This is a genomic window from Streptomyces ruber, from assembly GCF_014648075.1.
GTDB classification, from domain to species: domain Bacteria; phylum Actinomycetota; class Actinomycetes; order Streptomycetales; family Streptomycetaceae; genus Streptomyces; species Streptomyces ruber.
Window position 1 is genome coordinate 257,293 of record NZ_BMQK01000007.1, and the last position, 22,511, is coordinate 279,803.

19 protein-coding genes and 1 pseudogene are annotated in these 22,511 nt (G+C 72.5%); 11 read left to right on the forward strand and 9 right to left on the reverse strand.

Going from position 1 to position 22,511, the window contains the following annotated elements; genetic code table 11:
* Positions 1 to 144: 144 nt before the first annotated feature.
* From IEZ04_RS18190 to IEZ04_RS18210, 5 genes and pseudogenes are all read right to left on the reverse strand, one after another.
* Positions 145 to 519: a roadblock/LC7 domain-containing protein gene (locus tag IEZ04_RS18190; RefSeq protein WP_189217938.1), complete on the reverse strand. Its 375-nt coding sequence runs from the start codon at positions 517 to 519 to the stop codon at positions 145 to 147.
* Between the two features lie 609 nt (positions 520 to 1,128).
* Positions 1,129 to 1,501 (reverse strand): annotated as a pseudogene (locus IEZ04_RS18195) (roadblock/LC7 domain-containing protein); the annotation flags it as partial.
* Positions 1,502 to 1,539: 38 nt separating this feature from the next.
* Positions 1,540 to 2,343: a transcriptional regulator gene (locus IEZ04_RS18200; protein WP_229821107.1), complete on the reverse strand. Its 804-nt coding sequence runs from the start codon at positions 2,341 to 2,343 to the stop codon at positions 1,540 to 1,542.
* 251 nt (positions 2,344 to 2,594) lie between these two features.
* Positions 2,595 to 2,993, reverse strand: a complete 399-nt coding sequence (locus IEZ04_RS18205; RefSeq protein ID WP_189217939.1) for a hypothetical protein — start codon at positions 2,991 to 2,993, stop codon at positions 2,595 to 2,597.
* A gap of 354 nt (positions 2,994 to 3,347) precedes the next feature.
* On the reverse strand, positions 3,348 to 4,763 hold the full coding sequence (locus IEZ04_RS18210) for a type III PLP-dependent enzyme domain-containing protein (RefSeq protein ID WP_229821100.1): 1,416 nt from the start codon (positions 4,761 to 4,763) through the stop codon (positions 3,348 to 3,350).
* Between the two features lie 247 nt (positions 4,764 to 5,010).
* Here IEZ04_RS18210 and hutU point away from each other — a divergent pair, with 247 nt between their 5' ends.
* The 4 genes from hutU (at position 5,011) to hutI (ending at position 10,605) form a co-directional block, all read left to right on the forward strand.
* Positions 5,011 to 6,675 (forward strand): urocanate hydratase, encoded by a 1,665-nt coding sequence (hutU, locus tag IEZ04_RS18215; RefSeq protein ID WP_189217940.1) that lies wholly within the window; start codon positions 5,011 to 5,013, stop codon positions 6,673 to 6,675.
* A gap of 86 nt (positions 6,676 to 6,761) precedes the next feature.
* Positions 6,762 to 7,967: an allantoate amidohydrolase gene (locus IEZ04_RS18220; RefSeq protein ID WP_189217997.1), complete on the forward strand. Its 1,206-nt coding sequence runs from the start codon at positions 6,762 to 6,764 to the stop codon at positions 7,965 to 7,967.
* Positions 7,964 to 9,316, forward strand: coding sequence for a formimidoylglutamate deiminase (locus IEZ04_RS18225; RefSeq protein WP_189217941.1), 1,353 nt, complete (start codon positions 7,964 to 7,966; stop codon positions 9,314 to 9,316). Before IEZ04_RS18220 ends, IEZ04_RS18225 begins: the two co-directional genes overlap by 4 nt.
* 74 nt (positions 9,317 to 9,390) lie before the next feature.
* On the forward strand, positions 9,391 to 10,605 hold the full coding sequence (gene hutI / locus IEZ04_RS18230) for an imidazolonepropionase (RefSeq protein WP_189217942.1): 1,215 nt from the start codon (positions 9,391 to 9,393) through the stop codon (positions 10,603 to 10,605).
* Positions 10,606 to 10,707: 102 nt separating this feature from the next.
* On the opposite strand, the gene IEZ04_RS18235 is transcribed toward hutI, so the two are convergent.
* Positions 10,708 to 11,343 (reverse strand): TetR/AcrR family transcriptional regulator, encoded by a 636-nt coding sequence (locus tag IEZ04_RS18235; protein WP_189217943.1) that lies wholly within the window; start codon positions 11,341 to 11,343, stop codon positions 10,708 to 10,710.
* A gap of 107 nt (positions 11,344 to 11,450) precedes the next feature.
* On the opposite strand from IEZ04_RS18235, the gene lipP1 reads away from it, so the two are divergent.
* Positions 11,451 to 12,389 carry a LipP1 family hormone-sensitive lipase gene (gene lipP1 / locus IEZ04_RS18240; RefSeq protein WP_189217944.1) on the forward strand — a complete coding sequence of 313 codons (939 nt, stop codon included), beginning with the start codon at positions 11,451 to 11,453 and terminating at the stop codon, positions 12,387 to 12,389.
* Positions 12,390 to 12,722: 333 nt separating this feature from the next.
* On the opposite strand, the gene IEZ04_RS18245 is transcribed toward lipP1, so the two are convergent.
* Positions 12,723 to 13,640, reverse strand: a complete 918-nt coding sequence (locus IEZ04_RS18245) for an RNA polymerase sigma factor SigF (protein WP_189217945.1) — start codon at positions 13,638 to 13,640, stop codon at positions 12,723 to 12,725.
* 258 nt (positions 13,641 to 13,898) lie between these two features.
* On the opposite strand from IEZ04_RS18245, the gene IEZ04_RS18250 reads away from it, so the two are divergent.
* Complete coding sequence (locus IEZ04_RS18250; RefSeq protein ID WP_189217946.1) at positions 13,899 to 14,267, forward strand: STAS domain-containing protein; 369 nt, start codon at positions 13,899 to 13,901, stop codon at positions 14,265 to 14,267.
* Positions 14,268 to 14,755: 488 nt separating this feature from the next.
* Positions 14,756 to 15,307, forward strand: a complete 552-nt coding sequence (locus IEZ04_RS34890) for an ATP-binding protein (RefSeq protein ID WP_428838061.1) — start codon at positions 14,756 to 14,758, stop codon at positions 15,305 to 15,307.
* 354 nt (positions 15,308 to 15,661) lie between these two features.
* Here the strand turns inward: IEZ04_RS34890 and IEZ04_RS18260 are convergent, their stop codons facing one another.
* On the reverse strand, positions 15,662 to 17,170 hold the full coding sequence (locus IEZ04_RS18260; protein ID WP_189217948.1) for an oligopeptide:H+ symporter: 1,509 nt from the start codon (positions 17,168 to 17,170) through the stop codon (positions 15,662 to 15,664).
* 646 nt (positions 17,171 to 17,816) lie between these two features.
* On the opposite strand from IEZ04_RS18260, the gene IEZ04_RS18265 reads away from it, so the two are divergent.
* On the forward strand, positions 17,817 to 18,494 hold the full coding sequence (locus IEZ04_RS18265) for a response regulator transcription factor (RefSeq protein WP_018566970.1): 678 nt from the start codon (positions 17,817 to 17,819) through the stop codon (positions 18,492 to 18,494).
* 131 nt (positions 18,495 to 18,625) lie between these two features.
* Complete coding sequence (locus IEZ04_RS18270) at positions 18,626 to 19,897, forward strand: sensor histidine kinase (protein ID WP_189217949.1); 1,272 nt, start codon at positions 18,626 to 18,628, stop codon at positions 19,895 to 19,897.
* A 75-nt stretch (positions 19,898 to 19,972) separates the two neighbouring features.
* Here the strand turns inward: IEZ04_RS18270 and IEZ04_RS18275 are convergent, their stop codons facing one another.
* The gene (locus tag IEZ04_RS18275) at positions 19,973 to 20,554 is read right to left on the reverse strand and encodes a GtrA family protein (protein WP_189217950.1); all 582 of its coding nucleotides are present in this window, start codon (positions 20,552 to 20,554) and stop codon (positions 19,973 to 19,975) included.
* 248 nt (positions 20,555 to 20,802) lie between these two features.
* On the opposite strand from IEZ04_RS18275, the gene IEZ04_RS18280 reads away from it, so the two are divergent.
* Together IEZ04_RS18280 and purE are read left to right on the forward strand one after the other, a co-directional pair.
* Positions 20,803 to 21,963: a 5-(carboxyamino)imidazole ribonucleotide synthase gene (locus IEZ04_RS18280; RefSeq protein WP_189217951.1), complete on the forward strand. Its 1,161-nt coding sequence runs from the start codon at positions 20,803 to 20,805 to the stop codon at positions 21,961 to 21,963.
* Complete coding sequence (gene purE, locus IEZ04_RS18285) at positions 21,960 to 22,508, forward strand: 5-(carboxyamino)imidazole ribonucleotide mutase (protein WP_189217952.1); 549 nt, start codon at positions 21,960 to 21,962, stop codon at positions 22,506 to 22,508. Before IEZ04_RS18280 ends, purE begins: the two co-directional genes overlap by 4 nt.
* Positions 22,509 to 22,511: the final 3 nt, after the last annotated feature.

A 22,511-nucleotide genomic window follows, 5' to 3' on the forward strand; every position in this document is an offset into this window, starting at 1 on the left:
CGGCCCGGGGTGTGGGACACGGGGTGTGTGAGACGGATCGTGTGCCATGGGACGGGGTCGGTGCCGGCACGGGTGGGCGGCGCCGCCCGGGTGGGTGCGCCGCCCTCTGCGTCCCCCGCTGGTGCCCTCCGCATCGGGGGCCGGTCAGACTTCCAGTTCCGCCTCGATCCGCTTCAACTGGTGCCGGGCCATCGCCAGGTTGGACCGCTTGGCGTCGAGGACCAGGTAGAGGAACAGACCGTTGCCGCCGCGCCCGGTGAGCAGGCGGATCAGGTGGTACTGGTCGCTCAGGGTGATCAGGATGTCCTCGATCTCGCCCTTCAGACCCAGGTGTTCCATCGTGCGCAGCTTGGCGCGGACGACGTCGGTGTTGCCGGCCGCCGCGACGTTCAGGTCGAAGCCCTTGCTGCCGCCGATCGTGCCCAGCGCCATGCCGCTGGTGTAGTCGACGAGCGCGGCACCGGTCGCGCCCTCGATGGAGGCGAGTGCTTCTTTCAGTGCGGTTTCGGTGTTCGCCATGGCGAGGTACGTCCTCTCAACTTTCGCTTGCAGTGGGTGTGGCGGGTGTTGTTGGTGTTGCCGATGTGGTCGGTGTTGTGGCTTGGGTGGCTGAGGTGACGGGCGCTGGGGTGGTGGCCGTGGCGCGCGCGGTCCGGGACCGCGGGGTGGTGGACCCCGTACCGGTCTTCGCAGGAGCGGAAGCGGGAGCGGGAGCGGGACGGTCGACGGGGGCGACGGGCGACGCGGCGGCGGAGGGCTCGGACTCGTCCGGGACGGCCGCCGCCGGGACGGACGGTTTCGCCGGGACGGACGGTTTCGCCGGGACGGCCGGTTTCGCCGGGACGGCCGGTTTCGCCGGGACGGTCGGTCCCATGGGAACCTCGGCCCCTGGTCCGGTCCCGGGCCGCGCCCCGGCCTCGGACCTCGTGCCGGTCGCGGCCCGCGCCCTGGCCTCCGTCCTCGTCGCGGTGCTCGTCCCGGCTTCGTTCCGGGCTCTCCTCGTCTCGGTCGCGGCCCGGGCTGGGGTTCCCGTCCTCGCTCCGGCTCCCGCTCCGGAGCGCGCCGCCGCTCCCGCTCCGGCTCGTGCTCCGGCTCCGGTGGTGCGTGGGGAGGGCTCGGCGCGGGCCGCCGCGGCCGCGTCGACCAGCTCGCCGATGCGGGTACCGGCACGGCGGCCCTCCAGATGCAGCCGGCCCACGTTCACCCGGTCCTCCGCCAGCAGCGTCAGCACGGCGGCCGAGCCCGCCGCGTACGTCGCCACGTAGCCGTTCGCCCCGCGGACGAGCGATTCGCGGAAGCCGCCCTGCCCGGTGGCGTCCGTCAGCCGTACGGCCACGCCCAGTACCGAGGCCGTGAGCGCGGCCACGCCCTCCGGCTCCACCCCGGGCGTGTCGTGGGCCAGCACCAGACCGTCGACACTGGCCGCGAGCGCCCCGGTCAGCTGGGGCACACGGGTCCGCAGCCGGTGCAGCTCGTCGAGGACCTCGGCCTCGGCCGCCATCAGCAGTCTCCTCTCGGCACGCTGGCGAAGCGCGCGGATCACAGGGCCTCCAAGGCGTCTCGGAGCCGGCGCAGCAGGGCGATCCCGGGGTCCGCCGCGGGCTGGGCGAGCAGCGCGGACACGGGGTCCACGATTGCGCCGGACTGCTGCGGGTGGTGGGGGTCGGGGGCCGGTGGCCCATGGGACGGGTCCTCGGGCTCCGCCGCCCGGGGAGGTGCCGCTCTCACGATTCCGGCGGCGACCAGCCTGCGCAGGTCGACCAGTGTGTGGAAGGCGGGCCGGCCGAGAACGTGCGAGATGTCCGCGGCCGTCCGCACCCCGTCCACCTGGTCGAGCACGGCTCCCTGGCGGGCCGTGACCGGTGGCCCGGCGGGGAGTTCGGCCCGGGCCAGCGGTGCGCTGTCCGTCGCCGGGTCGGGCCAGATGCGGTGCAGCAGTTCCCGGCGGCGCAGCGTCTCCCGTTCCAGCGCGGCCACCGGGACCGGGCGCACGGCACCGAGCCAGTGCACGGCCCCGTACCGGAACCGGGCCGGTTCGCCGGACGCGCCCAGTACGAAGTACGCCGCGTCGAACACCGCGGCCACATGGCACAGCTCCAGCGACCCCTCGCTGATCCGGCCGTGGTCGACGAGGTACCGGCCGACCCGACGCCGGGCACCGGCCTGCGCGACGGCCTCCCGCCAGGCGTCGGGGTGCAGGAGACCACCCGTCGTGAGCAGGACGTCGAGGCCCGGGGTCTCCGGGCTCTCCGCGTGCACGATCCGGCCCTCGGAGAGATAGAGCGTGCCGTGCTCGCGCAGCAGGACACCGGTGGCCCGTTCGGCGGCGAGGCGGTGGAGCATCGGGGACAGGCCGGGGGCCGCGGCGCGCCCGGGGCTGCCGGGCCCGGCCGACCCGATCGGATCGGCCGAGCCGGTGAGGCCGGCCGGCCCGGTGGAGCCGGCACGGCCGTCGGCGCACCCGTCCGCGCCGACCTGGCCTGCCGCGTCAGCGGGGCCGCCGGGGGCGACGGAACCGGTGGTCCCGGCGGGGCCGATGGGGCCGTTCGGCTTGCGGCGTACGGGGAGGGGCGGCGGAGGCGTGCTGATCACGGTCATCCCAGCACCAGCCTTCCCGCCATCTCGCCGAGCCGGATGCGGGCCAGGGCGAGGTTGCCGTCGGAACGGGCGAGCCACAGGTGCAGGAAGACGCTGCTGTCGAACGTCGTCGCCACGAACCGCAGGAGGTGATAGGTGTCGCGGTTGCTGACGATCAGGTCCTCGACGGGCGGCTCCTTCCCCTCCCAGCCGATCTCCTCGTCCGGCGCGAAGGCGCGGTGTTCGGCGGCCAGCCGGGCCAGTTCGGCAGCCTCGGCGGCGGTCGTCTCATGGTCACCGCCCGGCGCGTCCCCGACCGTGCCCAGGGCCAGACCGCTGGTCCAGTCGACCACCGAGGCACCCAGGGCACCGGGCAGCCTCATGGCTTCCAGCAGACACTCGTCTATTCCGGGCACCGCGGCTCCCCTCCCACCTCGGATACGGCTGAGTGACGCCGAAACTACGCACGGTGCTCTGGAGGGGTGAGGGTTCCGGGCGTTCCCCGGTCACACCGGCGCGGAGTGACTAGGCTGGGTCGGCTGTCCGTCTTTCGCCGGTGCCGGGTGCGGAGACGAGCGGGTGCGCGTTGAGCTGGGCCGTCGGGAGCCACGTGCCGGTGGGCGGGGCGGCGTCCGGCCGTCAATCCAGAGGCGGGCGGCGTCCGGCGGAAGCACGGGCTGCCGCGTGCGCCGGTCGACGAAGACGCGCGCGGGCGCGCCCGCCCGGCACCGCCACAGCCCCGCCACGAGCCGCCTACGGCTCCAGCACCCCTACAGACCCAGCAGACCCCTCGCGTGCTCCCCGCCCGACTCCTCGACGATCTCGTCGATGGTCTGGGGTTTCCGCACGACGGCGAAGCGCACCCCTTCCGGTGCGGCGGAGGTGAAGCCGTGGATGCCGGGGCGGAGCAGGGAGTTGTACGCGTAGTGGTGGGCGAAGTAGTACGCGCCGGTGTCCAGGGCGGCCGCGTAGTCGCCCTGTTCGAGCAGGGGGAGGGAACGGCCCTCGGCGAGGAGGTCGCCCGAGAAGCAGGCGGGACCGGCGATGTCCTGGACCGTCACGGGGCCGGACTTGGGCAGCCCCTTCGCGTCGTACGCGGCGATCCGCAGGGGCCACGAGCCCGGCGCGTAGACGGTACGGGTCGCGACCTGCACGCCGGCGTGGGTGACCGCGATGGGACGGCCGCCCGAACGCTTGGCGTACTCGACCCGGGCGACCACCGTGCCGTGCTTGGCCAGCAGCGAGCGGCCGAACTCCGTGACCAGTCCGTACCGTCCGTCGAAGAGCCCCGGAACCGCCCCGGCCAGCGAACGCGCGTACTCGGCGTAGGTCGGGCTGGTCTCCTCCGAGCCGAAGTTGACCGGCAGGCCGCCGCCGATGTCGATGGTGTCGATCTGGCGGTGGCCGACGCGCCGGTTGATCTCCTCGGCCAGGTCGTACGTCTCCGCCACACCCCGTGCCATCAGGGACAGGGGAATGCCCTGGGACCCGGTGTGGGCATGCAGACGGGTCAGCCAGGGGCGGTTCACGCAGGCCCTGATCACCCACTCCCTGGCGCCCTCGTCACGCAGCGCCACGCCGAACTTCGAGGTGGCCGTGGCGGTGGACGTCGCGCCAATGGACCCGCCGCCCACCTGGGGGTTGACCCGGATCCCGATCGGTGAGCGGGTGGACGCCGAGCGGACCAGGGCGTCGATGCGGTGCAGTTCCTGCGGGTTGTCCGCGTTGACCGCGATTCCCCGGGCCAGCGCCTCCCGCAGGTCCGCCGGGGTCTTGGCGGGCGAGTCGAGCACCGTACGGTCCGGGGTGATCCCGGCCGCGCGGGCGAGCGCCAGTTCGCCGGGGCTCGCCACCTCGGCGCCGATGCCCGCCTCGTGCAGCAGGCGCAGTACGGGCACGAGCGGGGTGGCCTTGACGGCGAAGGCGTGCAGCACGGGTGTGCCGGGTGCCGTCACCGCGTCGAAGGCCGCCCGCAGCGCCGCCGCCGAGTCCCGGATGCCGGTGACGTCCAGCAGTCCGACGATGGGTGTGTCCGGCCCCAGCAGGCCCTGCTCCACGGCGGCGCGCACCGCCTCGTCCCGCCGGGCCGCGCGCCTTCCGCCGTCGCCGTCGCCCGCGCCGCCGGTCCGCCTGTCGTTCGTGCCGGAGTGGCTCGTGCCGAAGTCGTTCATGCCGAAGTCGTTCATGCCGGACCCCCCGCTGTCGCGTTCACCGTGTCCGCCTGCTCGCCGTGCCCGTCTCGTCCGGCGCGCCGTCGTGCCCGACGTGCCCCGTCGCCCGGGATTCTGTGCGCCGTGCGGCCGGCGAAACCTCCGCGGCGCGTCCGGGCGGGTGTACGAGTGTATTGACTAGTCCTATTCAGGTCCTCAGGATGTGAATAGGGAGTGCAAGACGTGTACCGTCCGCCCCGCCCGTCCCGCCAGGAGGCCGACCTTGTCCGGACGCGACCCCGTACGAGCCCCGCGCGGCACGGAGCTGAGCGCCCTGGGATGGCCGCAGGAGGCCGCCCTGCGCATGCTGCAGAACAACCTCGACCCCGAGGTCGCCGAGCACCCCGACCGGCTCGTCGTCTACGGCGGCACCGGGAAGGCGGCCCGGGACTGGCGCTCCTTCGACGCGATGGTGCGGACGCTGCGGACCCTGAAGCAGGACGAGACGATGCTCGTCCAGTCCGGCCGTCCCGTCGGCGTGATGCAGACCCACGAGTGGGCGCCGCGCGTGCTCATCGCCAACTCCAACCTGGTGGGCGACTGGGCGAACTGGGAGGAGTTCCGGCGGCTCGAACACCTGGGACTCACCATGTACGGGCAGATGACGGCCGGTTCGTGGATCTACATCGGCACCCAGGGCATCCTCCAGGGCACCTACGAGACGTTCGCCGCGGTCGCCGCCCAGCGGTTCGGCGGGTCCCTCGCCGGGACGATCACCCTCACGGCCGGGCTCGGCGGCATGGGCGGCGCCCAGCCGCTCGCCGTGACCATGAACGACGGCGTCGCTCTCTGTATCGACTGCGACCCGCGCGCGATCGAGCGCCGCATCGAGCACCGGTACCTCGACGTGCGCGCCGACTCCCTCCAGCACGCCCTGCGGCTCGCCGTCGAGGCGCGCGACGCCCGCCGCCCGCTCTCCGTCGGCCTCCTCGGCAACGCGGCGGAGCTGCTGCCGCGGATGCTCGCCGAGGGCGCGCCCGTCGACATCGTCACCGACCAGACCTCCGCCCACGACCCGCTGTCCTACCTGCCGCTCGGCGTCGACCACGACGACATGGCCGCGTACGCCGCGAAGGACCCCGCCGGGTTCACCGCCCGCGCGCGCGAGTCCATGGCCCGGCACGTCGAGGCCATGGTCGGCTTCATGGACGCCGGTGCCGAGGTATTCGACTACGGCAACTCGATCCGCGGCGAGGCGCACCTCGCGGGGTACGAGCGGGCGTTCGCCTTCCCCGGGTTCGTGCCCGCGTACATCCGGCCGCTGTTCTGCGAGGGCAAGGGGCCCTTCCGGTGGGCTGCGCTCTCGGGCGAGGCCTCGGACATCGCGAAGACCGACCGGGCGGTCCTGGACCTCTTCCCGGAGAACGAGTCCCTGGCCCGCTGGATCCGGCTGGCCGGGGAGCGGGTGCGGTTCCAGGGCCTCCCCGCACGCATCTGCTGGCTGGGCTACGGGGAGCGGGACCGGGCGGGTGAGCGCTTCAACGACATGGTGGCGAGCGGCGAGCTGGCCGCCCCGCTGGCCATCGGGCGCGACCACCTCGACTGCGGTTCGGTCGCCTCGCCGTACCGCGAGACCGAGGCCATGCGCGACGGCTCCGACGCGATCGCCGACTGGCCCCTGCTGAACGCCATGGTGAACGTGGCCTCGGGCGCGTCCTGGGTCTCGATCCACCATGGCGGCGGCGTGGGCATGGGACGGTCGATCCACGCCGGGCAGGTCACCGTGGCCGACGGCACCAGGCTCGGCGGGGAGAAGATCCGCCGCGTGCTGACCAACGACCCCGGCACGGGAGTCGTCCGCCACGTGGACGCCGGGTACGAGCGCGCGGACGAGGTCGCCGCCGCACGGGGCGTACGGGTGCCCATGCGCGAAGGTGAAGGGGCGTGAGGCCCGGGGAGCGAAGCGGCGGCGGCCCCGCGGCCGGGGAGGCCCGGGCGCCGTCGCCGAACGGGACCCCGCCCGGCTTCCACACCATGTGGCGCGAGCTGTGGCCCGTGGGACGGCACTCCGGCACCGGTGGCTACCGCCGGTTCGCCTGGACCGGGGCCGACGCGGAGTGCCGGGCCTGGTTCGCGGAGCAGGCCGGACGCCGGGGCCTCACCCACGAGGTCGACCGGAACGGCAACCAGTGGGCCTGGCTCGGTGACCCCGCCCGGGGGAACGCCGTGGTCACCGGCTCGCACCTCGACTCCGTGCCCGACGGCGGCGCCTTCGACGGGCCCCTGGGCGTCGTGTCCGCCTTCGCCGCGCTCGACGAACTCCGCGCCAGGGGAGCCCGTCCCACCAGTCCCCTCGGCATCGTCAACTTCGGTGACGAGGAGGGCGCCCGCTTCGGACTGGCCTGCGTGGGCTCCCGGCTCAGCGCCGGACGGCTCACCGCCGAGCAGGCGCACCGGCTGACCGACGCCGACGGGGTCACCCTGCCGCGGGCCATGGCCGCCGCCGGCTACGACCCCGAGGCCGTCGGACCGGACCCGGAGCGGCTCGGACGGATCGGCGCCTTCGTCGAACTGCACGTCGAGCAGGGACGCGCGCTGGACCTGACGGGCGACCGGGTGGGCGTCGCCAGTGCCATCTGGCCGCACGGGCGGTGGCGGTTCGACTTCCGGGGCGAGGCCAACCACGCCGGCACGACCCGGCTCGCGGACCGGCGGGACCCCATGCTGCCGTACGCCGAGACGGTCCTCGTGGCCCGGCGGGAGGCCCGGCTCGCCGGAGCCGTCGCCACCTTCGGCAAGGTCTCCGTGGAGCCGAACGGGGTGAACGCCGTGCCGTCCCTCGTCCGCGGCTGGCTCGACTCCCGCGCCACCGACCCGGCCGCCCTCGACACGCTCGTCGCCCGCGTCGAGGCGGCCGCCCACGAGTGCGCCGAGGCCCAGGGCGTCCGGCTCGACGTGGTCCGCGAGTCGTTCACGCCCGTCGTCGACTTCGACCACGCGCTGCGCGACGAGATCGTCCGCATCCTCGGCGACGGGACCGCCCGGCTCCGCGTGCCCGTCCTCGGCACCGGAGCGGGACACGACGCGGGCGTCCTCGCGGGCACCGTCCCGACCGCCATGCTGTTCGTGCGCAACCCCACGGGCGTCTCGCACTCCCCGGCCGAGCACGCCGCCGAGGACGACTGCGCGGCCGGGGTGACCGCCCTCGCCGACGTACTGGAAGGACTGGCCTGCAGGTGACGCGGACGACCTACTGGCTCGAACACGCCTGGCTCGGCACCCACGTCGAACCCGGCGTGACCGTCGAGACCGCCGACGGGCGCATCACCGCCCTGCGCATCGCGGACAGCGACGACGGCACCGGCAGACCCCCGCCCGGCGCCGAGATCCTGCGCGGTCTCACCCTCCCCGGACTCGCGAACGCCCACTCGCACGCCTTCCACCGGGCCCTGCGCGGCACCGTCCAGATCGGCTCCGGCACCTTCTGGACCTGGCGCGAGGCGATGTACGCGGTGGCCGGCCGGCTGACCCCGGACACGTACCACGCGCTCGCCCGCGCCACCTACGCCGAGATGGCCCTGGCGGGCATCACCTGCGTCGGCGAGTTCCACTACGTGCACCACGCGCCCGGCGGCGTCCCGTACGCCGACCCCAACGCCATGGGCGAGGCACTCGTCGCGGCGGCCGCCGAGGCCGGCGTCCGGATCACCCTCCTCGACACCGCCTACCTCGCCGCCGGCTTCGGCCGGCCGGCCGAGGGCCACCAGCTCCGCTTCTCCGACGGCAGCGCGGAGTCCTGGGCGACACGCTCTGCACTTCTCAAGGAACGGGATCACGCACGGATCGGCGCGGCCGTCCACTCCGTACGGGCCGTGCCCGCCGACCAGCTGGCCACGGTGGCCCGGTGGGCCGAGGAACGGCGGGTCCCGCTGCACGTGCACCTGTCCGAACAGCCGGCGGAGAACGACGCCTGCCGCGAGGCCCACGGCCGCACCCCCGCCCGCCTGCTCGCCGACCACGGCGTCCTCGGGCCGCGCACGACCGGTGTCCACAACACCCACCTCACCGAGGAGGACATCGCGCTGATCGGCGCCACCTCCACCGGCACCTGCATGTGCCCGACCACCGAGCGGGACCTCGCCGACGGGACCGGCCCGGCCGTCGCGCTCCAGCGCGCCGGATCCCCGCTGTCCCTCGGCTCCGACAGCCACGCCGTCATCGACCTGCTGGAGGAGGCTCGGGCCATGGAGCTGAACGAGCGCCTGCGCACGCGCACCCGCGGTCACTGGACGGCGGCGGCCCTCCTGCGGGCGGCCACGGCCGACGGCCACGAGGCCCTCGGCTGGCACGACGCGGGCGCCCTGGAGCCCGGCGCGCTCGCCGACTTCACGACGCTCCGCCTCGACTCGGTCAGAACGGCTGGGCCGGTGCCACGTCTGGGCGCCGAGACGGCCGTATTCGCCGCGTCGGCAGCGGATGTGCGTCATACGGTCGTGGGCGGCCGGCACGTCGTACGGGACGGGGCGCACTCCCTCGTACCGGACGTGCCGCGGGCGCTGGCGACCGCCGTCGCAGCCGTGCGCGGCTGACCGCGGCCCGCACCCACGAGGACCCCGGACGACCTTCTCCCGCCCCCACCGCAGACCAGGCCACCAAGGACGCCATGAGCAGCCCCAGCACCGCCAGCCCCGCGGACTCGGCCAGCAGCGCCAGCACCGTCATCACCAACATCGCCGCTCTGGTCACCAACGACCCCTCCCTCAGTGACAGGTCCCCCCTGGGCGTGATCCAGGACGCGGCCGTCGTCATGGAGGGCGACCGCGTCGTCTGGACCGGTGGAAGAAGCAAAGCACCCGCCACTGACAACCGGGTCGACGCGGGCGGCAGGGCGGTCCTCCCGGGCTTCGTCGACTCCCACGCGCACCTCGTCTTCGCGGGCGACCGCACCGAGGAGTTCGACGCCCGCATGTCCGGCCGGGCCTACTCGGCGGGCGGCATCCGCACGACCGTGGCGGCCACCCGCGCCGCGAGCGACGCCGACCTCGAACGCACCCTCACCCGCCACCTCGCCGAGGCCCTGCGCCAGGGCACGACCACGATGGAGACCAAGTCCGGCTACGGGCTCACCGTCGAGGACGAGGCCCGGGCGCTGCGCCTGGCCGCCCGGCACACCGACGAGGTGACGTTCCTCGGCGCCCACGTCGTGCCCGCCGAGCACGCCGACGACCCGGCCGCGTACGTCGATCTCGTCACCGGCCCGATGCTCGACGCCTGCGCCCCGTACGCGCGCTGGGTCGACGTGTTCGTCGAGGAAGGGGCCTTCGACGGCGACCAGGCGCGCGCCGTGCTCACCGCGGGCCGGGAGAAGGGCCTGGTCCCGCGTGTCCACGCCAACCAGCTGTCGTACGGCCCGGGCGTGCGGCTCGCCGTCGAGCTGGACGCGGCGAGCGCGGACCACTGCACCCGGCTCACCGACGCGGACGTGGACGCGCTGGCGAGCGGGCGGACCGTCGCCACGCTGCTGCCCGGCGCCGAGTTCTCCACCCGGGCGGAGTGGCCCGACGCCCGTCGGCTGCTCGACGCCGGGGTGACGGTCGCCCTGTCCACGGACTGCAACCCGGGCTCGTCGTTCACGTCCTCGGTGCCGTTCTGCGTCGCGCTGGCCGTGCGGGACATGGGGATGACGCCGGACGAGGCGGTGTGGTCGGCCACGGCGGGCGGCGCGGCGGCCCTGCGGCGCACCGACGTCGGCCGCCTCGCGCCGGGCGCGTACGCCGATCTCGTGCTTCTGGACGCCCCGAGCCACGTCCACCTGGCCTACCGGCCGGGGGTGCCGCTGGTCGATGCCGTCTGGCGGCGGGGCGTGCGGGTCGTGTGACGGCGGAACGCGGGACGCGCGCGACGCGCGAGAAGTGCCTGTTTCTGAACGCTGTATCAGCAGGTCAAAGGGTGTCAGTGGGGAGCTGGTGCCCGCGAGCCGCTACCGGACGAGGTAGCTCTCGATGTGGTCGATCACCGCTGACACGGCCTGCCGGTAGGCGGTGCTCGACCGGCGGACCTGGGACAGCAGCATGCCGCCCTGGACGGCGGCCAGCAGAGCGGTGGCGAGCACGGCGGTATCCGCGCGCTCGCTCAGCTCGCCCCGTGCCTGCATGCGTGCGAGTCCGGACCTGATGGGGCCTTCCCACCGGTCGAAGGCGGAGACGAGTCTGGTCCGCGCCGACTGATCGCTGTCGGCGAGTTCGCCGGCGAGCGAGCCGATCTCGCAGCCGCCTTCGCATCCTCTTGCGTCCTGCCGGTTCCCTGCCCTGTCGCACCACTCGCGCAGGGCCTCGATGCTGTCCAGGTTGTCCAGCAGCGGACGCTGCTGGGCGAGCCGGGTGTCCGTCTGGTGGTCGATGACCGCCAGGACCAGGCCCTGCTTGTCGCCGAAGTAGTGGTAGATCTGCGACGCGCTGACCCCGGCGGCCGCCTGGATGTCCGGGATGCTCGTGCCTCCCACGCCGCGGTGGAACATCAGTTCCGCGGCGGCCTCGATGATGCGTTCGCGGGTTGCGCGACCGCCCTTGGTGAGCCGCCGCCCCTTCGACTCTCCGGCCTTCGCTGGTGTGCGCATATGCCCACGCTACCCAAGTTGGAATTGACATTCCAACTACGTTCCACCAACGATCCTGGAAAGGTCATTCCATCCCGGGTGGCCGTCTCTTCGGACAGGTGAGTGCCATGCCCCTCGACCCCCAGATCGAGACCCTGCTCAAGAAAGTGGCCGCAGGAGGCGGACCGGCCCCCGAAACCCTGACGGTGGCGGAGAACCGCGCGTTCGGGCGCGCCTTCGGCGCCCTGGCCGGCGATCCCGTACCGGTCGCCGACGTCCGGGACACCACGGTGCCTGCCGACGGCCGCGACATACCCGTCCGCGTCTACCGGCCCTTCACCGAGCCGGACGCCGGGCCACTGCCCGTGACGCTCTTCTTCCACGGCGGCGGATGGGTCTTCGGTGACCTGGACACCCAGGACAACATCGCCCGCACCGTGGCCGGCCGCTCAGGCACGATCGTGGTCTCCGTCGACTACCGGCTGGCACCCGAGCACCGCTTCCCGGCCGCGGTCGACGACGCCTGCGCCGCGCTGACCTGGGTTGCGGACAACGCCCCCGGCTTCGGTGGCGACGGAGAGCGGATCGCCGTGTTCGGCGAGAGCGCCGGCGGCAACCTCGCCGCGGTTCTCGCACAGGAATCCCTGCGCCGCGGGGGACCTCGCATCACGCTTCAGGTACTCGCCTACCCGGCGGTCGACCGGTTCGACGACAGCCCCTCGATGTACGAGAACATGGCGGGCCCGGTCCTCTCCCGTTCCTACCTCGAGTGGTTCTGGGGCGCCTACCTCGGCACCCCGGACCAGGGCGCCGACCCGCGGGTCTCGCCGGCACGCTCCGAGGAACTGGCCGGACTTGCTCCCGCCGTCATCGTCACCGCCGAGAACGACCCCCTGCGCGACCAGGGCGACCACTACGCCCGCAAGCTGGCCGACGCCGGCGTGCCGGTCCAGCACCTCCCGGTCGAGGGAGCCGTTCACGGCTTCCTCTCGTTCACCGGCTCGGTGCAACTCTCGCGGGACGTACTGAACCGGCTCGCGGACGCCGTGGCCACAGCCTTCAACTGACCCCGCCCCTGCGGCACCGCCAACCGCCGATCTTCTGCCGCACGCACGCACGCAAGCAGGACAGCGACCGCCACTGTGCCGACCCTTGCTGTGAAGCGGCCGGTCCGGGCAGCCCAGGACCGGCCGCTTCGGCTGCGGCAGCTCGTGGCCGTCCCGACCGATGAGCCGTTCGGCGACCGGTCACAGTGACCGGTCGCCGAACGGCAGGCCCTCACGCCCGAAGTGCCGGAACAGACCCTGACCAGCCCAGAAGGAGGTTCAGGAACAGGCACGAAGCGCCGGCCGGGCACGGGGACGAACGGAACCGTCCCGTGCCCGGCCGGCGCCCGTGCCTCACTCCACGACCGTCAGGCCCCTGCGCAGGCGCACCAGCGTGCGCGACAGCAGGCGGGAGACGTGCATCTGGGAGATGCCCAGCTCCTCGCCGATCTCGGACTGGGTCATGTTGGCGACGAACCGCAGCGACAGGATCTTGCGGTCGCGCGCCGGAAGCTGGGCGATCAGCGGCTTCAGCGACTCGATGTACTCGATGCCTTCGAGCCCGTGGTCCTCGTAGCCGATCCGGTCCGCCAGCGCGCCCTCGGAGTCGTCCTCCTCGGGCTGGGCGTCGAGGGAGCTCGCCGTGTAGGCGTTCGACGCCGCCATGCCCTCGACGACCTCCTCGTTGGAGATGCCGAGGCGCTCCGCCAGCTCCGACACGGTCGGTGCCCGGTCGAGCTGCTGGGCGAGTTCGTCGCCGGCCTTCGCCAGGTCGAGGCGCAGCTCCTGCAGCCTGCGCGGAACGCGCACCGACCAGCTCGTGTCGCGGAAGAAGCGCTTGATCTCGCCGACGATCGTCGGCATCGCGAAGGTGGGGAACTCGACGCCGCGGCTCAGCTCGAAGCGGTCGATCGACTTGATCAGGCCGATGGTGCCGACCTGGATGATGTCCTCCATCGGCTCGCTGCGGGAGCGGAAGCGGGAGGCGGCGAACTTCACGAGTGCGAGGTTGAGCTCGACCAGCGTGTTGCGCACGTAGGCGTACTCGTGCGTGCCCTCCTCGAGGGACTCCAGCCGCTCGAAGAGTGTCCGGGACAGGGCCCGCGCGTCCAGCGGCCCCACCTCGTCGTACGGGGGGATCTCCGGGAGTCCCTCGAGGGTCGCGAGATCGAAGTCGTCGCGGACTTCCTCGGGAATTTCCGCCGGATGGGGTGTCGACGTCGCCCTCTGGGTATGCGATTCGTCGAGCCGGGGTGACATGATGTCCTCCATCGTTCTCGGCATATGGCCGCCGATGCCAATACGTGCACTGCGGTGTGCGGCGCCTCCGAAGCCGGCCGTGTAGTCGGGTGTCTCTACTAGCCCTACCCGCTTACCTGAGACCGCCGCAAGTGCGTTCCATACCAGAATGTCCGTTTGCTTGCGATTGTTCGGCTGTCGGAGTGCGTGCGGAAGGCGTAGTGTTCGAGGGCGAGTCATCAGCCACGATGGTGGCCAGTCATCAGCCACGATGGTCGGGAGAGAGACGGCATGGACCGCGGGACGGTCGGCAGCGCACAGTCGGGCCGGCTACTGGTGGAAGTGCGGGAAGAGGGCGCCAGCGCCGTCGTGATTCCCGCGGGTGAGTTGGACCACCACACGGCCGATCTGTTGCGTGAACCACTCGACGGCTGCCTCGACAAGGGGTTCGCACGTCTGGTCGTGGACTGCTCGCGTCTGGAGTTCTGCGACTCGACGGGACTGAACGTCCTGCTGAGCGCACGTCTGAAGGCGGAAGCCGCGGGGGGAGGGGTCCATCTCGTGGGCATGCAGCCGGTGGTGGCCAGGGTCTTCGAGATCACCGGGGCGGACGCCGTCTTCACCGTCCACGACACGCTCGAAGCGGCGCTGGGCGACTAGCGCCGGGCGGCCGGACCGTGTGCGGAATCCCGGCCGGACGGGGTGTCCCGATGGCGTACGACAGGGTGTCCCGATCGTCCGTGTGCGGGGGCTGCGTTACGTCCGTCACGGTTTCCCCACGGAACAAGTGGGTGTCCCGACGGTCCGGTCGGGCAGAAGACATCCTGAACAAGTCGGTGACGGCGCGGCGGGCGCGTCGTGGGAATCCCGGAGGATTCCACGAGGGTCTTCGGATCCAGGTACTGAGTTTTGATCGTGAACTGGTGAATCGGTGAGGTGAAGCGCTGATGAGCACCACCCGGCCTTACTCGCCGGGCGACCGCGGCCCGGAACCGGGCGCCGGCGGCGCTTCCGGGGTGCCCGGTGAGGGCGCCCCCGCAGAGGGCTTGATCGCGGGAGGTGCACCCGCGCCCGCCCCCGGACGAGCGCACGGTGCGACTGCGCCCGCGAGCACGCCCGTGCGGGGCGCGCATGCGGCCGTGCACGGAGTGGACGAGCCGGCGGGCGGCGCGCGCGCGGACAACGCGCCCGTCGCCTCGCAGGCGGGGGACAGGACCGAGTCGGGGCCGAAGGCGGGAACGGGGACGGAGACGGTGAGCGGGAGTGCCGGGGGCTCGCCTCCGCGTGCCCCGCGTCAGGTCCGTCGGCTGAGCTTCGAGGAGGAGAGCGGTGTCGTGCCGCTCGCCCGCGACTTCACCCGCCAGGCACTGTACGCGTGGGGCTGGCTGCCGGCGGCGACCGCCGACCAGCGGGCCGCCGCCGAGGACGTGCTGCTGGTCGTCTCCGAGCTCGTCACCAACGCCTGTCTGCACGCCGAGGGGCCGGACGAGCTCATGATCTCCTGTGACAACAAGGTGCTTCGCATCGAGGTCACCGACCGGGGCGAGGGCCAGCCCGCCCCGCGCACCCCGCACCGCGCCGGCCGACCGGGCGGCCACGGGATGTTCATCGTGCAGCGACTCTGCCTCGACTGGGGGGTCGTACGGCTGCCCGGACTCACGGGCAAGACCGTCTGGGCGGAAGTGGGCGCCCCGGCCTGAGCCGCGCCCATGGCCGGTGCCGTGGGCCACGCTCGGAGTTCCAGCGGATTCAGCGCACGGACCGCCGACCCCTCGGCGCGCGCCTCCGAATCCGGCGCGCGACCCGAGCCCCGGCTCACGCTTCCGGACCCCGGCGCGCGGCTGCGCTACGAGACCGTGTCCCAGCCTTCGGCGTGGTCGCGCCGGTGTTCTTCAGTTCCTCCCGAGCTTCCGGCCGCGCCGTAAGCCCCTGGCCTCGACGTGCCGCACGCGCTCCCGGGCAGCCGCTCCGCGCGGGACATGTGTCCCGTACGGCGAAGGGCCGCCGCACCGAGTGGTGCGGCGGCCCTTCGCGCAGGCGTCCGAGCGGGCGTCTCAGTTCACGTCGCCCATCATCTTCTTGACCTTGCTGCGGTACATCCACACCGCCACGCCGGCGACGACCGCGAGCGCGGCCTGGAGGGCCACGACGCCCCTGCCGTTGAGGTCGACACCCGCGGTGGACAGCAGACCCGTCGTCGCGTCGCCCGCCGTCACGGCCAGGAACCAGACACCCATCATCTGGGAGGCGTACTTCGCCGGGGCCATCTTCGTGGTGACGGACAGGCCGACCGGGGAGAGCGTCAGCTCACCGACCGTCTGGCAGAAGTAGATCGCCACCAGCCACAGCGCGGCCGCCTTGTGACCGCCCTCGGCGATCGACAGGGGGAGCAGGAAGAGGAAGAAGGAGACACCGACGAGGACCAGGCCGGAACCGAACTTCACGATGGTGCTCGGTTCCTTGCCGCGCCGGTTCAGCGCCAGCCAGAACCAGGCGAACACCGGGGCGAGCGCCATGATCAGGACCGGGTTGACCGACTGGTACCAGGAGACCGGGAACTCCCAGCCGAAGACCGAGTTCTCGGCCGAGGACTCGGCGAACAGCGACAGCGTCGAGCCGCCCTGGTCGTAGATCATCCAGAAGACGGCCGCGGCCACGAAGAACCAGATGTACGCGGACATCTTCGACTGCTCAGCGGCGTCCAGGTCCTTGTCGCGCTTGATCCGTGCGATGACCAGGACCGGGATGATCAGGCCGAGCACGGTGATCGGGACGATCAGCCAGTTCAGCGTGTAGTGGCCGGTGCCCACGACGATCGCGTAGAACACGGCGGCGACGGCCGCCCACAGGGCCGACTTGCGCAGCAGCGAGTTCCGCTCGGCGGCCGGCAGCGGCGTCGGTACGACGTCCGAGTCGGGGCTCAGGGTGCGGCGGCCGACCAGGAACAGGATGAGACCCAGCGCCATGCCGAGCGCGGCGATCCCGAAGCCCAGGTGCCAGCTGACCTTCTCACCGACGGTGCCGATGATCAGCGGGGCGGCGAAGGCACCGAGGTTGATGCCGATGTAGAAGATCGTGAAGCCGCCGTCGCGGCGCGGGTCGTTCGGACCGTCGTAGAGGTGGCCGACCATCGTGGAGATGTTGGCCTTCAGCAGACCCGAGCCGATCGCGACCAGGCCGAGGCCGGCGAAGAAGACGCCGGAGCCGCCGGGCAGGGCCAGGGTGATGTGGCCGAGCATGATGACCAGGCCGGCGACCGCCACCGTCTTGCGGGGGCCGAGCACGCGGTCGGCGAACCAGCCGCCGGGCAGGGCGAGCAGGTACACGAGCGACAGGTACACCGAGTAGATCGCGGTCGCGGTGCCCGCGCTCATGTGCAGGCCGCCCGGTGCCACCAGGTAGAGCGGGAGCAGGGCCCTCATGCCGTAGTAGGAGAAGCGCTCCCACATCTCGGTCATGAACAGAGTGGCCAGGCCGAAGGGGTGGCCGAAGAAGGTCCACTGGGACCCGGGGGTGCCCGGGGTGCCCGGAGTGACCGAGTCCTTCGTCAGGATGGACGCCATGGTCGTTCCTTGCTGGTCAGGGCGCACGGGTGGGGGTCCGGCCCGCTTCCGGCCCTGAAGAGGACCCGGGGGCGGGTGCGCGCCCGGTGGGGGGCGGCCGGCACCGGCGGGACCGCGCGCCCACCCCACGCCCACGGGGTGTCCGCTCCGGATCACGGAGCGGTGGGCGGCGACCACCGGGATCCACGCCTCCACGCGCGTCGTTGCGTCGGAGGCCCGGCCACAGGTCATTCCTTTCAAGGCCAACTCGCGCGTTGACCCGCACGCAAAAGAGACCTTCAGCGTCAGAAAAGCGCCAAAGGTCCCCGCGGTGCTACAGGCGTTCAATCACCATACGTCACGACAGTGACGAGTGTGGAAGGGCTTGAGAGATGGATCACAGGCAGAAGCGGGGTCCGAGCTGCTCTTCGAAGGTTGTACCCACTGTGTCACTCCGTAAGCACAGGGCGTGTGTCATTGATCGTCACGGCGTGTCATGGAAGCGAATTGGCTGAAAGTGGTGGGTCGAGTCGAACGTCCCGCACACGCGCGTGGGAGCGCGCCCACAACCCCCCCGCGCGCGGGGGTGGAACGTGCTGCGGGAGGGTGCGCATCGCGCTCGCCGATCACCCTCCTGGTGTTGTCGCAGGCGGACTACCATCACTTCATGACCCGAGTACTGCTCGCCGAGGACGACGCGTCCATCTCGGAACCACTGGCCCGCGCGCTGCGCCGGGAGGGCTACGAGGTAGAGGTCCGTGAGGACGGTCCGACCGCGCTGGACGCCGGCATGCAGGGCGGCGTCGACCTCGTCGTCCTGGACCTGGGCCTGCCCGGGATGGACGGCCTGGAGGTGGCGCGCCGGCTCCGTGCCGAGGGGCACACCGTCCCGATCCTCATCCTCACCGCGCGCGCCGACGAGGTGGACACCGTCGTCGGCCTCGACGCGGGCGCCGACGACTACGTCACCAAACCGTTCCGTTTGGCCGAGCTGCTCGCCCGCGTCCGGGCCCTGCTGCGGCGCGGTGCCGCCGAACCCCAGCAGCCGCCGGCCACGCACGGCGTGCGGATCGACGTGGAGTCGCACCGGGCCTGGATGGGCGACGAGGAGCTCCAGCTCACGGCCAAGGAGTTCGACCTGCTGCGGGTGCTCGTCCGGGACGCCGGCCGGGTCGTCACGCGGGACCAGCTGATGCGCGAGGTCTGGGACACCACCTGGTGGTCCTCCACCAAGACGCTCGACATGCACATCTCGTGGCTGCGCAAGAAGCTCGGCGACGACGCGGCGAACCCGCGGTACATCGCCACGGTGCGCGGCGTCGGGTTCCGCTTCGAGAAGAGCTGAGCGCCCGGCGGGTACGCGTGTCCGCACAGTGCCGCCCCCGGCCATGACGCGGGCATGGCGCGGGCCCGGGACGTGCGGGCGCCGTGCGGCGGGCACACTGGGTCTCGTAAGCCACCCGCCCGGAGGGCCTCGTGCGTCGCCGTCTCATCCAGTCCACGCTCGCCGTGGTCCTCGTCGTGATCGCCGTCTTCGGCGTCTCCCTCGTCATCGTCGAGACCAGGACGATCAGCAGTACCGCCCAGGAACGCGTCGAGTCCGAGGCGGTGCGCCTCGCCAGCATCGTGGACAGCCGCATCCTCGGGGACGAACGCATCAGCGCGGGCGTACTGGAGGAGCAGGTCGACGACGACCGGTACGCCCGCATCGAGATCCCCGGCCGGGAACCGGTCGAGATCGGCACGCGCCCCACCGGTGACGTCATCCACTTCGAGGCCCGGGGCGAGGAGGGCGAGACGGTCACGGTCGAGGAGCCGCGTTCGTCCGTGACCCGGGAGGTCGGCCGCACGTTGCTGATCATCGCCGCGGTCGCCCTGCTCGCGGTCGTCGCGGCCGTCCTGCTCGCCGTACGGCAGGCCAACCGCCTCGCCTCCCCGCTCACCGACCTCGCGGAGACCGCGGAGCGGCTCGGCTCGGGCGACCCGCGGCCGCGCCACCGGCGGTACGGCGTCCCCGAGCTGGACCGGGTCGCCGACGTCCTCGACTCCTCGGCCGAGCGCATCGCCCGGATGCTCACCGCCGAGCGGCGCCTCGCCGCCGACGCCTCCCACCAGCTCCGTACGCCGCTGACCGCGCTCTCCATGCGGCTGGAGGAGATCACCCTCACCGATGACCCGGACACGGTGAAGGAGGAGGCCACCATCGCGCTGAGCCAGGTGGAGCGGCTGACCGACGTGGTGGAGCGGCTGCTGACCAACTCGCGCGACCCGCGCACCGGCTCGGCGGTCTCCTTCGACCTCGACGAGGTGATCACGCAGCAGCTGGCGGAGTGGCGCCCGGCCTACCGCAGCGCGGGCCGCGCCGTCGTCAGCTCCGGGAAACGGCACCTCCAGGCCGTCGGCACCCCGGGCGCGGTCGCCCAGGTGCTGGCCGCGCTCATCGAGAACTCCCTCATGCACGGCGGCGGCACCGTGGCGCTCCGCACCCGCGTCACCGGCAACCAGGCGGTCGTGGAGGTCACCGACGAAGGCCCCGGTGTCTCCCCGGAGCTGGGGGCGCGGATCTTCGAGCGAGCCATCAGCGGCCGCAACTCCACGGGCATCGGGCTGGCGGTCGCCCGCGACCTCGCCGAGGCCGACGGGGGACGCCTGGAGATGCTTCAGCTGCAGCCTCCGGTGTTCGGCCTCTTCCTGTCCCGTACGCCGACGAAGCCGTCCCAGGCCGCCGAGGAGCGGACGGTCCGGTAGGCCCCGGCCCCGGCTGGGCGCCCTCGGCCCCTGTGGTCCTCAGTCCCGGCTGGGCGCCCTCGGCCCCTGTGGTCCTCAGTCCCGGCGGCCCTGGCCCCGGCGGCCCGCCGTCCCCGCCGTGCCCGTCGACAGCGCGGGCGACGCGGGAGCGCCCGTCTCCAGGAACGATTCCGCGCTCGCCACCGCCTCCCGTGCCGGCAGGGTGCGGAACACCCAGGTGCGGTACGACCAGAAGCGGAACAGGGTCGCGACGCCGATGCCGAGGAACTTGAAGACGTTGCTCTGCAGCGGGCCGTCCCAGCCGAACCCGTAGGTCGCCGCGTACAGCACGCCGTTCTCGATGACCAGGCCGGCCACGCTGAACAGCAGGAAGAGCGTCAGTTCCTTGGTGCGGCCGCTCTTGTCGCGGTCGCGGTAGGTGAAGTAGCGGAAGCCGACGTAGTTGAACGCGATGGCGACGACCGTCGCTATCACGCTGGCGCGCACCACCTGGAGATCGGTGACGTGCCGCACCAGGTTGAACACGGCGAGGTTGACCAGCAGCCCCGCACCGCCGACCGCGCCGAACTTGGCGACCTCGCGCGCGAGCCGCTCGATCCGCAGGCGCACGGCGCCGCGAGCCGCCCTCGTCCGCGGACCCGAGGTGGTACTGCCCATCGTGTGCCGGCCCCCGTCGGTCGTGGTCGGTCGAAGTCGGTCGAACCTGGTTGAAACGTGTCGCTCGGTGCCGCACGGACCTCGATCCGTCGGCCTCGGTCCGCCGTCGGCCCACCGTTCGGGTGCCGCCGACCCCGTCATGCTAACCAGCGACCCCCGGAGAATCCCGGGTACGGGTTTTCAGGCGCCGGGGAGGCGTGTGAACCGGCCGTCCGTGAGCCGCTCGCGGTGGCCGATACCCTGGGGGTGTGACGTTCCCGGTAGTCGGCATGGTCGGCGGTGGCCAGCTCGCTCGTATGACACACGAGGCGGGCATCCCGCTGGGCATCAGGTTCAGGCTTCTCAGTGACACCCCTCAGGATTCCGCGGCACAGGTGGTGAGCGATGTCGTCGTCGGCGACTATCGCGACCTCGACACGCTGCGCGCGTTCGCACAGGGCTGTGACGTGATCACCTTCGATCACGAGCACGTGCCCACCGAACATCTCCGGGCCCTGGAGGCGGACGGCGTCCCCGTCCGCCCAGGGCCGGACGCGCTGCAGCACGCCCAGGACAAGGGCGTGATGCGCGCCCGGCTGGATGCGATCGGTGTGCCGTGTCCACGCCACCGCATCGTGTCCGATCCGGACGACGTGGCGGTCTTCGCCGCCGAGGGCGCCGCCGCGCAGGGCGGGGGTGACGGGTTCCCCGTCGTCCTCAAGACCGTGCGCGGCGGCTACGACGGCAAGGGCGTGTGGGTCGTACGGTCCGTCGCGGAGGCCGCCGAGCCGTTCCGCGCGGGCGTCCCCGTGCTCGCCGAGGAGAAGGTCGACTTCGTCCGCGAGCTCGCCGCCAACGTGGTGCGCTCGCCGCACGGACAGGCGGTCGCGTACCCGGTCGTGGAGTCCCGCCAGGTCGACGGCGTGTGCGACACCGTGATCGCGCCGGCGCCCGGTCTCGACCCGGAGCTCGCGCTCAGGGCCGAGGAGATGGCCCTGGGCATCGCCAAGGAACTGGGCGTGATCGGCCACCTCGCCGTGGAGCTCTTCGAGACCCGCGACGGGCGCATCCTCGTCAACGAGCTGGCCATGCGCCCCCACAACTCCGGCCACTGGACCATGGACGGCGCGATCACGTCCCAGTTCGCCAACCACGTCCGCGCCGTGCTCGACCTGCCGCTCGGCGACCCGCGCCCGCGCGCGAAGTGGACGGTCATGTCCAACGTCCTGGGCGGCGACTACCCGGACATGTACTCCGCGTACCTGCACTGCATGGCCCGCGACCCGCAGCTCAAGATCCACATGTACGGCAAGGACGTGAAGCCCGGCCGCAAGGTCGGCCACGTCAACACCTACGGCGACGACCTCGACGACGCGCTGGAGCGCGCCCGTCACGCGGCCGACTACCTGAGAGGGACGATCACCGAATGAGCCCGGTCGACGGGAAGAGCCCGGTTGTCGGCATCGTCATGGGGTCGGACTCCGACTGGCCCGTCATGGAGGCGGCCGCGCAGGCCCTCGACGAGTTCGGCATCGCCTACGAGGTCGGCGTCGTCTCCGCGCACCGCATGCCGCGCGAGATGATCGCCTACGGCGAGGAGGCCGCCGGACGCGGTCTGAAGGCGGTCATCGCGGGCGCCGGCGGTGCCGCCCACCTGCCCGGCATGCTCGCCTCCGTGACGCCGCTGCCCGTCATCGGCGTGCCGGTCCCGCTGAAGTACCTGGACGGCATGGACTCGCTGCTGTCGATCGTGCAGATGCCGGCGGGCGTCCCCGTCGCGACGGTCTCCGTCGGCGGCGCGCGCAACGCCGGTCTGCTGGCCGCCCGGATGCTCGCCGCCCACGACGAGGAACTCCTGGCCCGCATGCGTGCGTTCCAGCAGGAGCTGAACGACCAGGCCACCGAGAAGGGCAGGCGGCTGCGCGCCAAGGTGGACGGCGCCGACGGCGGTTTCGGCTTCGGTCAGGGAAAGTGAGCG